This is a genomic window from Candidatus Jordarchaeum sp. (genome assembly GCF_052745115.1).
Map to the genome: position 1 here is coordinate 1 of NZ_JBRAKS010000073.1, position 13,711 is coordinate 13,711.

The 13,711-nt window shown below is 40.5% G+C and carries 14 protein-coding genes; 4 read left to right on the top strand and 10 right to left on the bottom strand.

Annotated features, from left to right (window positions below):
* Window positions 1-170 precede the first annotated feature (170 nt).
* From tfrB to ACUVXA_RS07140, 8 genes are all read right to left on the bottom strand, one after another.
* On the bottom strand, window positions 171-1,757 hold the full coding sequence (gene tfrB / locus ACUVXA_RS07105; RefSeq protein WP_445870552.1) for a fumarate reductase (CoM/CoB) subunit TfrB: 1,587 nt from the start codon (window positions 1,755-1,757) through the stop codon (window positions 171-173).
* Window positions 1,758-1,764: 7 nt separating this feature from the next.
* Window positions 1,765-3,477: an FAD-dependent oxidoreductase gene (locus tag ACUVXA_RS07110; RefSeq protein WP_445870553.1), complete on the bottom strand. Its 1,713-nt coding sequence runs from the start codon at window positions 3,475-3,477 to the stop codon at window positions 1,765-1,767.
* 105 nt (window positions 3,478-3,582) lie between these two features.
* Window positions 3,583-3,855 (bottom strand): hypothetical protein, encoded by a 273-nt coding sequence (locus tag ACUVXA_RS07115; protein WP_445870554.1) that lies wholly within the window; start codon window positions 3,853-3,855, stop codon window positions 3,583-3,585.
* Window positions 3,849-4,376, bottom strand: a complete 528-nt coding sequence (locus ACUVXA_RS07120; RefSeq protein ID WP_445870555.1) for a DUF6036 family nucleotidyltransferase — start codon at window positions 4,374-4,376, stop codon at window positions 3,849-3,851. Before ACUVXA_RS07120 ends, ACUVXA_RS07115 begins: the two co-directional genes overlap by 7 nt.
* 324 nt (window positions 4,377-4,700) lie before the next feature.
* On the bottom strand, window positions 4,701-4,859 hold the full coding sequence (locus ACUVXA_RS07125) for a type II toxin-antitoxin system HicA family toxin (protein WP_445870565.1): 159 nt from the start codon (window positions 4,857-4,859) through the stop codon (window positions 4,701-4,703).
* 66 nt (window positions 4,860-4,925) lie between these two features.
* A complete protein-coding gene (locus ACUVXA_RS07130; protein WP_445870556.1) occupies window positions 4,926-5,150 on the bottom strand; it encodes a type II toxin-antitoxin system HicB family antitoxin in 225 nt (74 codons plus the stop codon).
* 94 nt (window positions 5,151-5,244) lie between these two features.
* Window positions 5,245-6,144 carry a glycyl-radical enzyme activating protein gene (locus ACUVXA_RS07135; RefSeq protein WP_445870557.1) on the bottom strand — a complete coding sequence of 300 codons (900 nt, stop codon included), beginning with the start codon at window positions 6,142-6,144 and terminating at the stop codon, window positions 5,245-5,247.
* A 53-nt stretch (window positions 6,145-6,197) separates the two neighbouring features.
* Window positions 6,198-9,170, bottom strand: a complete 2,973-nt coding sequence (locus ACUVXA_RS07140; RefSeq protein WP_445870558.1) for a pyruvate formate lyase family protein — start codon at window positions 9,168-9,170, stop codon at window positions 6,198-6,200.
* A gap of 256 nt (window positions 9,171-9,426) precedes the next feature.
* On the opposite strand from ACUVXA_RS07140, the gene ACUVXA_RS07145 reads away from it, so the two are divergent.
* Entirely contained in the window at window positions 9,427-10,260 is an 834-nt protein-coding gene (locus ACUVXA_RS07145) for a PIG-L deacetylase family protein (protein ID WP_445870559.1), read from the top strand.
* A 202-nt stretch (window positions 10,261-10,462) separates the two neighbouring features.
* On the opposite strand, the gene ACUVXA_RS07150 is transcribed toward ACUVXA_RS07145, so the two are convergent.
* Entirely contained in the window at window positions 10,463-10,870 is a 408-nt protein-coding gene (locus ACUVXA_RS07150; protein ID WP_445870560.1) for a type II toxin-antitoxin system VapC family toxin, read from the bottom strand.
* Between the two features lie 138 nt (window positions 10,871-11,008).
* On the opposite strand from ACUVXA_RS07150, the gene ACUVXA_RS07155 reads away from it, so the two are divergent.
* On the top strand, window positions 11,009-11,464 hold the full coding sequence (locus tag ACUVXA_RS07155) for a DUF3795 domain-containing protein (RefSeq protein WP_445870561.1): 456 nt from the start codon (window positions 11,009-11,011) through the stop codon (window positions 11,462-11,464).
* A gap of 396 nt (window positions 11,465-11,860) precedes the next feature.
* Complete coding sequence (locus ACUVXA_RS07160; protein ID WP_445870562.1) at window positions 11,861-12,877, top strand: hypothetical protein; 1,017 nt, start codon at window positions 11,861-11,863, stop codon at window positions 12,875-12,877.
* Here the strand turns inward: ACUVXA_RS07160 and ACUVXA_RS07165 are convergent.
* Complete coding sequence (locus ACUVXA_RS07165) at window positions 12,874-13,521, bottom strand: 4Fe-4S dicluster domain-containing protein (protein ID WP_445870563.1); 648 nt, start codon at window positions 13,519-13,521, stop codon at window positions 12,874-12,876. The two genes, ACUVXA_RS07160 and ACUVXA_RS07165, sit on opposite strands and share 4 nt — an antisense overlap.
* A gap of 15 nt (window positions 13,522-13,536) precedes the next feature.
* On the opposite strand from ACUVXA_RS07165, the gene ACUVXA_RS07170 reads away from it, so the two are divergent.
* A complete protein-coding gene (locus ACUVXA_RS07170; protein ID WP_445870564.1) occupies window positions 13,537-13,701 on the top strand; it encodes a hypothetical protein in 165 nt (54 codons plus the stop codon).
* Window positions 13,702-13,711 lie beyond the last annotated feature (10 nt).

Below are 13,711 nucleotides of genomic sequence, written 5' to 3' on the forward strand. Positions count from 1 at the left end.
CGGGGAAACTTGTTGAGCAAAACACAAGCATATACTTCCCGTATACGGTAAAAAACGCTTCTTTTCGGGGAAACTTGTTGAGCAAAATACAAGCATATATTTCCCGTATACGGTAAAAAGAGAGTAAAGCTGTCCAAAAAAGAGATATCAATATGAAGGAAGTAAATAGTTTAATTTGTTGGTTTGTAGGCATCAGCGAACAATTCGTAGAAGTCGTATAATTTGAATCTGACTTCTTCTCCTCTTTCTCTCTTTTGGTCCAAAACTCTAATAAATTGTAGCATACAGAATGGGCAGTTTGTAACTAGTCCGCTTACTCCGAATTCTTGGGCTATCTCTATTCTTCTGGAGGCTAGTCGGTCTGCGAGTTCTGGGAAGGCTGATCTGACTCCGCCTCCTCCGCCGCAGCACCAGCCGGACTTTGGAACCTTTACGAGTTCTATGCCTGGGATTTTTTCAATCAGGTTCAGGTATATTTCTTCTTCTAGTCCGCTGGCCATGATGTGGCAGGGGTAATGGTACATTAAGCTTATTTTTGTCGGTTTGAGATCTCCTGTGTTTAGCTTAATTTTTCTTTCCATGTATTCTCCTACATCATATATTTCGAAGTTTATGGGGATTCCATACTCTTCAGCCAGTTTGGGGTAGTCTTTTCTGAAGGTGGAGTTGCATCCGGAGCAACTTGTTAAGACTTTTTTAACACCTTTCTCTGCGTACTCGTTGAATATGTTGAAGTTTTTGGTGACGAAGGGTTTCATGGCGTCTCTCTGACCGGTTCGCATGAAGGGGGAACCGCAGCAGGTCTGGCCTTTTGGAAGGTGGACCGCAACGCGGTTGTTCTGGAATATATCTATTATCGCCTGTGCCACCGGTTGTTGTCTCCTGTTTATTATGCAACCGGTAAATAGCACTATTTCATCCTGGGGTTCTCCCTCAAAATTTTTGATGTATTCTGGGAATAGGTCTAGTGCGGGGGCGTCAACTATGGGTACTGATCCTCCGGTGTCGAGTACGGATTGAACGATGGCTCTGTGCTGAGGTAAGGGTCCCACACCTTTCACTACACTTTGATATCTCAGGTGTTCGACAACGCTTCTCCTTATGTCGATTTGTCTGGGACAGGCGACCTCACACTCCTGATCCACCGGACATTTGAACAGGCCTAAGTCCACTGCTTCCCGCAGTCTTCCCTCGTGGGCGTCGAGAGGGTCGCATATGAATCTGCATACCTCAACCAGGGCTGCGGGTCCTACAAAGGTGCGGTCCACATCTATGACGTTGCAGTCTGAGTAGCAGGCGGCACACATTATGCACTGCTTGTTTTCTATCATGTGTTCCAGCTGGTCTGGTGGAATCTTTGGAATCCGGGTGAATCCTCCTTTGGTGAGATCCGTTATTCGCCAGGGTCTTACGACTTTTAGGCTCTGATAGAAGGGTTCCATATTCACGACCAGGTCTCTTATTACCTCTAGGTGGTCGAGTGGCTCCACCTGTACCGAGCCATCTATAATAACATCTTTTACGTGGGTTTTGCAGGCCAGTCCTGCTCTCTTGTTTATTCTAACGGCGCAGGAGCCGCATTGTCCCATTCTGCAGGCTGATCGGAAAGTTAAAGATTCATCTATATTTTCTTTGATATAGAGTAGGGCCTCTAGAACCGTGGAGTCTTGAGCTACGTCTAAATCATACTCCTCATGGCGTGGTTTTGAATCGGTTTCTGGGTTGAATCTATACACGTTGAATTTGACCTTCATCATCGCCACCTCAGTATTCCCTCTTCTCCGGCTTAAACATCGTTATCGCAACATCCTCATATTTTATGACCGGCTTTTCTGGATGATAATACATTATGATATGCTTGGTCCAATTTTCATAATCTCTATCAGGATAGTCTATCCGGTAGTGGGCTCCCCGGCTTTCCCTTCTGGTCAAAGCGGCTAGTGTGGTGGCCTCCGCTAAATCAAGCATGTTTCCCAACTCTAAGACTAAAATGAACGAATTGTTATATACGGTGCTCTTATCCTCCACACGGATTTTGCGGTACTTCTCCTTCAGTTCCTTTATTTTTTTAAGGGCTTCCGTTAATCCCTCCTCGTTGCGGAATAATCCCACCTTTTCCCACATTGTTTTTCTTAGCTCATCTCTCAGCTTGGGTGCACTGTATTCTCCTCTGTTATTTAGTATTTTGTATAGCCGGTTTTCTTCACTTTTTATTTTTTCTTTTGACACTGGTTTGAGGTTCTGGTTTTCCACGTATTCGCTGGCACGTTCTCCTGCTCTTTTTCCGAAAACGACGCACTCGGTTAGGGCGTTGGCTCCCTCCCTGTTTGCTCCATGAACACTCACACACGCCACCTCGCCGGCGGCGAATAAACCCTTTATGGAGGTTTCAGTCCAAGTGTTAGTCTTTACCCCACCCATCCAGAAGTGTTGACCCGGAACCACTGGAATATAGTCCTCGGTTATGTCCACTTCAGCATAAATTCTGGCTAATTCTGCGAACTCCTCCAGCCTCCTTCTGAAGAAGCTTAATGGTATGGTGGTGAGTCCAATTATTTGCTCAAGCTCCTCCATATTTATGTGTGATAGGTCCAATCCGATGTATTTGCCTTCGATTCCTCGGCCTTGGTTTATCTCGGTTTGCATGGCTTGAGAAACAACGTCTCTTGGTGCCAGTTCCATGTAATTTGGAGCATATCTTTCCATGAATCGCTCTCCCTCACTGTTGTACAGTCTGCCTCCGATGACCCGGGCGGTTTCTGAGATTAGGGTTCCTCGGGGGTAAAGAGTGGTGGGGTGGAATTGCACAAATTCCGGGTCTTTAAGCGGGGCTCCCACCCGGTAAGCCATAGCCGTTCCATCGCCGCTACATATGCTCGAATTGGTGGTCATGGCGTAGACCCATCCAAAACCACCTGTTGCCAAGATCACTGCTTTTGACCTAATGGTGTGAAATTCCCCATTTTTTATTTCATAAGCGGTTATCCCTCTGCTCACGTTATCTTCAACTAGGAGAGAGGTGGCGAACCACTCATCGTAGAAGGTGACTCCCCGCCTCCAGAGTTGCTCTTGAAGAGTCATGACCAGTTCACGTGCCCACTGAGATGAAACAATTATTCCTGTCCTAGTACTCATACCTCCAGGACTTGCCCTTAGTATTTCACCGTCAGTAGCTCTAGCGTAGACTACCCCCCAAGACTCCAACCACGGTATCTCAACTTCTGCACCATCGCAAAGCACGTCCACCGCGTCCTGGTCAGCCATGTAGTCGCTACCCTTAATCGTTTCCTGCAGGTACATCTCTTTGGGCTCATTGGGTGCTGGAGGGAAGTGTAAAGCACCGGTTGCCACACATGTGTGTGATCTCAATGGGTGAACCTTTGAGACAATAGCTACATCTGTGTATTCACTGGCTTCCAGAGCAGCTCTCAATCCAGCTAAACCACCACCCACAATCACGATATCGTGGACAATCATAATATTCTCCCTCTAGTATGTACACTTCTAAAAGTAATTTATCTTGATATTTAACTTTAATTTAAAAATATAGATTTTACTCCAAAAATTAGTTTATTCGAATTTTCAATCTTTGAATTTTAGTACTAACCAGTGGCGTCTTGAAACCTTTAGAGCAACTTTGTTTTTACCGTGTATCACCTGTTTGGCGTATGGCTTTATTTCTTCTAATATTGAGGTGTCGCTTCCAGTAAATTCCACTTTTAGTGGGAGGTGTGAAACTTTGAAAATATTTCCTTCGAGCTGGTAGTATTCGGCCCAGGGTCCTACAAGTTTGAATCCTTTTTCGTCGAGGAGTTTCAGAACCTCTTTGGGAATCACGTCTGATAGTTTTAACATTGTTTGGTCCCCAAACGTTTGGATAATTTATTAAATTCTTTAAGTAGACCGGCTTCTCTAACTCTTCTACATAGACGAGTGTAATCTATTTTTTCAGCTCTCCACAGGATATCTTTTAAATCTTCGTAATCCCTTCGGCCAAAGGCCATTAGTTTTGTTACTATTAAATCTTCTATAGATGGGAGGTAAAGATTGTCACGAATTTTTTTTGAGTGCTTTTTGAACTCACTATCGTATATAATTAAAGGCACATTTACATCGATTCTATTGCTGCTGGAAGTTTTTATAGAAAGCCCAAAGCTTCTCCACTGAACATCGAATCCCTTCCTCCTCAACTCCTCTGTTATTTTGCCTCTCAGCTCCTCAACATCACCAACAGATACCATAACATCAATGTCTTTCGTTGTCCGGTGTAGAATACCATGAAGAATTAGTGCTCTCGCCCCAATCAAGTAGACATCATAATTGGATTTCTCAAAAACTTTCAACAATTCCTCAAAATCCTCATGAAACTCGAACATTAAAACACCCTTAACCAATGCTTGAAACTGAACATATTTAACCTTCACTACTATTTTACTTAGAGATTTTTCGGAAAAAAGAAATTTAAATAAGTTGATTAAAGTGGCTTAATAATCGAAATATAACTTGACAATGTTAAATTTGCTCCGCTGTCCTTCATTTACCTATTATTTTCTTCTTTTGCATGAGGCAACTGGCTTTTTTGCTGCTTTTAGTAATTCGGTAAATAGAAACCAATCTAATTTAAAATTGTCGAGATAATCAAAACTAAAAATTAATATCTAACGAAAAAGGCTCTTTCTCTATAATTTTCACTAGCTCCTTTAAATTTTCCTAAGCATATCCATTAAATTATCTTTGGATATGTTATTCCATATCGATATTTTCGATAATATGTCATTGAGTGTTCCTTTTGCAATTTCTGGATGGTTTGGGACAGTAATGTTATGTTCTCCACCCTCTGTTATTTTTCTTAGTCTTATGTTGCTACCTCTTGTCGAATTACTTCATATCCCAATTTCCTCAATAGTTTTATCAATTTGGCTCCGCTAACTACCGGCAACTTCGGCAAGTGAGCGCACCTCAAACTCGAATATCGACAATATTTGTATATCTTCCCCCGATGATAAAACCTCATCAAAGTGTAATTCAACAGCCTCTTTTATATTTCCCATTAGTTCATCTAATGTTTTACCTTGAGTAAAAATATCGAATCCAATTCCACGAGCACACCAGTATTCACCATCATTATAAATCTCGAATTTAACTAACATTTTATCTCACCCATAAGCAAATGTCTGTAATTCCCTATTTATGATTTTTCAAGGCACTCGAAATTTAGCAATTCATCTAAATGGGCTGATATTATTAAAAATTTTCAAATTCAAAATCAGAGAAGATGGCCTTTATTATTTCTTTTTCCTCATTATTCAACCAATCTGAACGATGATATTCTGATTCAACTCCGATTTTTTCGGGTTTAGAAAGCCACAGCGGATTATAAGTTAATAAGCCAATTTTTTTAATATTAAAAGATTTTAAATAGTGGGCTAATCCGGTTAGATTTTCTTCTGTAGTGGTAATATTGGGGATTAGCGGAATTCGGGGCAAGACTTCTAATTTCTGATTCTTTATCAAACTTTCGAAATTGCTAAAAATTTTTTCATTTCTTGCTTTACAGTATTTTAAATGTGATTCTGGATCAATTATTTTCAAATCAAAATAAATGAGATCCACGTAGGGTAATATTAATTCATTGAATTTTTCGCGGTTATAGTATCCACAGGTTTCTATACAGACGTGTATGTTTTCTTTTTTGAGTTCCTTTAATAATTGACTCACATATTCCATGTGGTACAGGGGTTCACCGCCGGATAGGGTGACTCCGCCACCAGAGTTCTGATAAAAAATTCTGTCTTTTAATAAAATGTCAACTAGATCTCTTATTTCATACTCTTTGCCAACGAATTTTAATGCTTCATTGGGGCAAACTTTTATGCATTCTCCGCAGAGATTACATATACTACGATCAATGCGATACTTGTATGAAAAATCTATAGCTTTCCTCTGACAGGCTTCTAGACATTTTCCGCATTCAACGCAATCTTCTCTGTAGAAAGCAATTTCTTGTGCTGGACTTTTGGTTTCCGGGTTTTGGCACCACACACAGGATAGGGGGCAGCCTTTAAAAAAAATAAGGGTACGTATTCCCGGACCATCGTCTAGAGAGTTTCTTTTGATATCTACTATCAATGGTTTTTTTGCCATACTATCCACTGGTTTTTCCCAACCATAACTAGTTCAAGCCCAATTTTTTGTTTTCATCTTGATGCAAATTCTGTTCGCGCAATTATTTCTTCTTGCATGTTTTTGTTTATTTTTACAAAGTATGCATTGTATCCTGATACTCGAACAAGCAGCCATCGATAATCGTCTGGGTTTTTTTGGGCGTCCCTTAGAGTATCCGAAGTGATTACATTAAATTGCCATAGCATTCCTCCCAAGTCGAAAAAGCTCTGAACATAACTTGTGAATAAATCTAGGGTTTTTTTATGTGAATCTCCTGCATGTGGTACCAGTTTTACGTTGAATGAAGCGTTGTTTGGCATTTTTAAATAGTTTAAACCTCCGATGGTGTGAATGTTTTGGAGTAATTGATCGGAAGGACCCGGTGCCGGTGTCAATCCGTGAGTAAAAGCTTTTCCTTTCTTTCTGCCCGAAGGTAAAGCCCCTGAGAGCATGCCGAAACCCACATGGTAACTTATAGACCAGTATCCTACCAGATAGTTTCCTCCCCTGTAATTCTGAGCTGGATTGTATATATCATAACAGAAATCTATTAAGTCATGGGCAATTTCACTGGTTTCTGGCTCATCCGAGCCGAATTTGGGAACTTTTTGGATTTTGCGTAGTACTTCTTCCGTTCCATTCTCAAAATTGTTTGCTAATGCATTCATCAGTGTTGGCCAATCTAATTCCTTCTTTTTGTAGATTAGGTCTCTTATTACTAGTAGGCTGTCTACAACATCAGTTAATGAAACTAGTGCCACTCCTGAAGAGTTGTACATTGCTCCTCCGTTGACTACATCGGTGCCTTTATCTAAGCATCCTTCAAACATTGACGATAGTAGTGGCGTAGGATGTATATATTGATGTGCATATCCCAGGTAATTGTTTATTTCAATTGATTGTTCTGCTAAGTATTTTAGCTGGGTTTTATAAGCGTTGAGAAAATCTTCAAAGGTTTGAAACGAGTTTAAAACGTTTCCCGTCTCTGGTCCAATCTTTTCTCCCATTACTGGATGGACTCCATTGTTTAGAGCTGTTTCTAAAGGCGCAACCATGTTTAGGAGCATACAATTGGTATGGCCGTAATGTTTTCCGACGATTGTGGGCTCAACGCAGCCGGTAGCAGCCCAATCTCTTGCGTCTTCAACTGGGATTCCTTGATGAACCAGTGCTTCTATCATTGTCCTGTCGTTGTGAATTGAGGGGGAGGCCACCATGTTAATATTACACTCACACAAGCGTTTCAGATATTCTTTAGAGTTGATTCCAGGATAGTATCTGGCATTCATATTTGGATCCTGGAAGCCTAGCATTTCGGCTACTTTGAGGATGATATAGGTCATGTCATTTACGGCATTCTTTCCTTTTCTATCTACACCACCCACGGTTACAGTATCATCAGAGGAACTACCTCCGAATAGCTTGTTTCCAACACTCGGTATTAGCGGGTCATGGTCGTTAACCCTTATGAATAGGTGACCCACTAGTTCCATAGTTCTTTTGATTACTTCTTCTCTTTCTTCATCTGTTTTTGCTTTTGACATATCCTTTAGAAAGAAGGGTTGAAGCATCTGGTCAAGTCTTCCAATGGACATGGCGGAATTAGCGTTCTCAGAATGAATGCAACACCAGGTAATCCAAAGTGATACAACTGCTTCATGCAAGGTTTCTGCAGGCTTTGCGGGAACCTTGGCGCAAATTCTGGAAATTTCTTTTAGTTCCCCGATTCGTTTGGCTTGTTCGGAATCACTGGGGTCCAATGTTCCAGCGATTCTCAAGGCTTCCTTACTCAGGTTGTTGGCATGGTTTAGAACGCCGTCAATAACTATCTGAACCGCTTTGTAGAAGTTTTTCTTCTCTGTGGATTTGGCTGCTTTCTCTTTTTTAGCTGCTTCATCTCTAATTTTTTCGAATCCTTCGTTTAGTACTTTTGGAAGTCCAGGTACGGTGTGTGATATTGCGTTGTTTTTCATCATGAAGTATAGGACAAATCGCTCTTCCAATTGCTGGGAAACGGGATTTCCGTACTTTTGTCGGCAGTATTCTCGTACGTTTCGGTCCATCCAGTATGGAAATACTTCGAAGTTTAGAATGTCTGCATCCTGGGGGGAAATGTCGTTAGGGTTGAGTTCACGTTTGTATATTGTCTTTAGTTCTGGCCAGATGGCGGTTCCGATTAATTCGGGATAGATGGGTATGCCCGCTTCTTTGGTGGTTGTAGAGCCGGGAATCAGGTATTGGTCATGGATTATTGGTTTGCGGTTTGTCATTATGTGATATATTGCGTTTGCTTGGCGAAGTTCGGGGTCAATTGGTTTTCCTTTTTTATCCTTTTCAAATCCGTTCTCTCTATGGTACTCTGTTAAGAGTTTTGCTCTCTCCGTACAGATAGCGGGTTTTAGGGCGTAACGACGGTTTTTCAAGTATTTTAGGCGTGGAAAATCATCTATCGAATATTTGCCCAGGTAGGGATCTTTAAGAAACTGGACATTGTCCACTTTCCGGTTTAATTCCTCGTTTCGGAGACGTTTCCTTTTTTCCTTGTCAATATCGCCTATTGGGTACAGCAGCCGATTCTCAGGACCCTTGTAGCCTTTTATCTTAGCTCTCTTGATAACGGTGGTCATGTAGGAAAACTTGGTGAGGTAAGCCATGTTTCCATTATAGTTCATCTCATTGGTCAGGAGATAGTTGAGAGATTCCTCTGGACTCTTGTTCCAGATTTTAGCCATGGTCCCTTTATCCTTATAGTAAATAGTAATATTCGGATTCTCAACGGTTCCGTCTCCTACCTTCATTTTACCATCTTTGAAGATCACATACACATTGACTTTGCCGTCTCGAGTCTTGAACTGGTACCTCGCGTTAAAAATGAAACCAGTTTCTTTGTTGTAAATCTCCTTACGCAATTTTGGACTTATTCTAAAAAGTAACCCCATCAATTTTAAAGAAAGTTTGAACATTCCAATAGAAAGGTTGTTTTTCAATTCCTTAAACGCATTCATATCAGTCCGCCTCAAAATAAAAAATTTTTATTAACTCTTTCCGATTTTTTCATTGCCCTCATTAATTCGTAAGTCATGTTTTTTAGGTTTGATTAAAATCGTCCCATTTTAAAGAATGTTTCTCATATGAATATAATAAACATTTTGTTATCTAGTATTAATAGTAAATTTAATAGCATTTTATAACTTAATTTATAAATAAATAAAGATAATAATTTATCAATTCATAAAAATACGGAGAGTTAGGGTGTTTATGATGAGTTCCAAATTGTTGAATGTGGTTGCGATAATTGCCCATCCTGACGACCTTTCCTTCTTCTGCTCAGGAACATTAGCCAAGTGGGCGGAGCAAGGTCACAACATTTATGCGATATGCGTCACAAGCGGCAATGTAGGAACATTGAGAACCGACTTAACAATGAAACAGGTAGCCGATATGCGAGAGAAGGAGCTCAGAGCCGCTAATGATATACTTGGAGTGAAGGAAACCCTTATTCTAGGTTATCCTGATGGGGGATTCATAAATGCGCCTGAGCTGCGAGAAAAACTAATCTATTATGTTAGAAAATATAAAGCAGACCGAGTGGTCACCTTTGATCCCTGGGTAGCCTACGAGGTTCATCCCGACCATCTAGTTGTGGGGCGAATGGCAGCAGAAGCAGCAGCCTTCGCAGCCTTTCCCTTGTTGTACTCCGAACAAATGAAACAGAATGTGAAACCTTATGCTTGCTCTGAGGTATGGTTCATGGGTTTATTGGGGCATCCCCCCAACTGTTTCGTGGATATTTTTTCAACCCTAGAAAAAAAGGTCGAAGCAGCTTTAAAGTTTGAGGCTACACTCACACTCCTAGCCCGACTATTTGCACCGGATATTGATCCCACCAAGGTTACCTCAGAGGATTTGAAAACATTATCTAAACACGCAGACACGCTCTTACGCTTTATGGCCTCTACTATAGGAGAGAAGGTAAAATTGAATGCAGCCGAAGCATTTTTTGTTCAAAAAACTCTACCCGGACACTTTGACAACTTCCAACAAATAATGATGGAAATGCTGGGAAACCCTTCCGCCCCTCCCGAAATCTGTTAAAATTATAGCACTTTTTACTGTTTTTATGATCTATTCCTGTAATACCAAACAGAAATCAGGTGCTGGAAATGTTGAGTTCTGAGGTCTCATTTCACATACCAATTTGCTACATTTTTTTACTCTTAGTGATGTAAAACATCTGCTTTTCTCCATGTTTTATGGTGAGTGAATATGCTTTTCGAGGAATTTGTTTAGAACCGAATCATTTTGCAGTATAGAACTCAACTTGAAGATCTTTAATGTGGGTGTAGCCCTCATCTCTCGTAACAAGTCTTGAATTGTTCTCTATAGTAACAGCTGCGATCAAAACATCTATAAGATTTACTTGTCCACCTTTTTCTTTTAGCTCTAATTCTATGTTTGTTGCTATTCTTGCAGAAGCAGTTGTAAATGGTAAAACGGTTAATTTTTCTAGCAACCTAGTAGCATCGGCATATTCTTTCATTCTTCCCGCTAGTTTCGGGCCTCTTAAAATTTCCCAAACTACGATTGAAGTGGTTGAAAGAGCGTGTTTGCTAATTTGTTTGTATTTTTGTAGCGAGGAATCCTTTCCTCTCAAAAAGTCTACAAGGAAGGTTGTTTCAAGGCAGTATTTTTGCGTGCTTGTCAAACTCTTTTCTCCCCTCAAGTATTAAATGATGGAAACGCTTAGATACCCGTTAGGCCTCCTGAAATCTAAGCCAGGTAAATAAAGCCTAGTGTATATAATAACTACTATTTATAAAGAGTAATCAACAGAGGTGGTTTCTTGGTAAAACCTGAAGATTCTCCTCTACTCGGCTGCTGCGGAATTTATTGTGGTGTATGTCCCTCCAACACAGGGGAAATTCGCCAGGCAGCTAAGCAGCTTCAGAAGCTACTTAATGAAACTAAAATGGGAGAAATCACGTTCTTAATGGGCATAGCAACTAAGTATCCTACATTCTATGAAGTTCTCATAATGTATGCAAACCAGCCATTATGCGGAGGATGCAGATCCGGATCCCCAACAGCTACCTGTGCCATAAAGAAGTGTTGCATTAACCGGGGCTTTTCCTCCTGCGCCGAGTGTGAGGAATTTGAAGACTGTACTACGACACCAGAAGGCTTCGACCTCGATAAGTCAATCGGAGAAATAATGGGGGAAACTCTCACAAAGTTGATGCAAGAAGAACAAATGGGTCTACCTGAATTACCAGAACTACCTAAAGAGGTGTTCATGTAAATCATTACTCAGAGATACAAAGGCTGGAACATTAATAACCTTCGAATGATTAAGTCTAAGGGATACACTGAATGGTTGAAAAAAATGGAGGAAGCAATAAAAAACGGTTTTTAGCCGGGCTATGTACTTCGGGATGAAGAAGGAGAAAAATAGGGCAGTAAGTTGATTTCAAAATATGTTTAAATAACCGAATATAAAAATTTAATTGAATTTACGGAATTCTCCTCTATATCTGTATAATCACAACTTCATTTTCTAAATTTCATTTTTTATGCAATTATTATTGTGATTATCGCAATAATTATTATCCATTTCTGCGATATTTTTTTATACATAATTCTCCTAGAATATAATTAGTAGTGCGGAAAAAGGATTTGGAAATGTTGGTGGGTGGTAATGCAAAAGAAGGCGGGTCTCCCAATCGCCATAATTCTCATTTCACTAGTTTCTTTAATCATTATAAAAATGGAGCAGAGTCAAAACCTGGTGCTTTTCGTTTCGCTCACACTAGTGATTGCTTCTTTGCTCGGAGCAGGGATTGTTGCTGATGGGTTCAGAAGGAGATATCTTATTCCGGTTAGGGTTTTGGCTAGTTTAGAGAACATTATTGTGGATCATATTCCTAGTGGCATCACTTTGTGGGCATTTGACTTTTTTAAAATGGAGCATCATACGATTATTGTTTCGGGATTTATAGCGGCAGTAAAGTCTTTTATGATTGAGATGCGGAAAGGTAATCTTAAGAAACTGGAGACAGAGTTTGGGACTTTTATAAAAGAGGACGGTGATATTATAACTATTACCTGTATCACTAGTGGTACCACTGCCTCGGAGGAGAACTGGATTAGAGAAAGACTTCAAAGCTTTCTGGCTATAGCCGAGCTCCGTCATCGAAATGATCTCCAGAACTGGATGGGTAATGCGTCAATTTTTCAAGAATCGTTCTTCCGAATCATTTCTTCATTGATCGATATTGATAAGGCTATGAAGCTTCAGAAGCAGAGAAAGTTCAAGATAGAGAAGAAAAAAGAGAGGCTTCATGCAGAACTTAAAAATTTGGATTCCAAGATTGATATTATTGAAACACAATTAGTTAACGGGAAAATTAGTGAAGAAGAATTTGAAGTCAAAAGGAATAGGATTAAACAGGAGTACAAAAGAATTCGGGAATACTATATTCATACCTGTTTCCTACTATCAAGATTAAATCGTAAATCAAGAGAAGTTAATATAGAAACTGCCAAGAGTATAGAAAGGATAAAGGATGCGTTCTTTGAGCTTAAAATTGAAATTGAGAATTTACAGGTAAAAAAATTTTGGGGTGATATCACTCCAAACGATATAAGATGTAAAAATAAACTTCAGGAAAGATTAACAGCTCTCATCGAAAATCTAGATGAACTTACGGGTTAGTGAATTCTTTCGGTTTCAACTCTGATCAGGGAGTCTCTTCCAGTTTTTTCCGGAATTTCTTCCCTGACTCTAACTAGTTTTATGGCGTCGTGGGGACATTTGTGGGCGCAGATTCCGCAGCCTATGCATCTCTCCTCAAGGATCATTATCCTGTCGTCTGAGAGGTCTTCACTGTGTGGATAATGGTGGTAGAGTGCTTGGAGAGGGCACCATTCTACGCAGGTTTCACATAGACGGCAGTTATCACTGTTTATTTCGGGCATGAAGTTTGATTTGGCTATAGTTCTCGGATTGTGGAGCTCTGTGAGTCCTCTGAGCAATATGCAGCAGTCGGTGCAGCAGTTGCAGATAAAGTTTGGTCTCTCCTGCTGGTTACTTATGGTGTGAACCAGCCCGGCGTCTTCGGCTTTTTGGAGTATCGCGAGTGCTTCTTCTTTCGATACTTTTTTTCCTTTACGGTACTTTATTATGTAGTCGGCGAAACGGTCGAAGCTGAAGCAAACATCTATTGGTTTGTCGCAGTTGTTGGCTGAGAGTCGGCAGGCGCATGGGTTAACAGCTATGGTTCTTGCTTCCTCAATGTATTTGCTTACCTTCTCGAAGGGTTCACAACAGTAGAAAGATTTAATGATAAATAATACCATTCTTGGACTTTAATCATGAACCCAAACATCCGCAGAGATGTCCAATACAAGGCTACAACCCTGCCCACGAGAACCAAGTCGGCAATCAGCGTGGAGAACAAAAATCCGCTAAAAGGAACCACCGCTGGGCAAAGCAAAGGTTTCCTTCCAAAGACGGACCACGACTTAAACGCTGCCTAACCACGCCCTC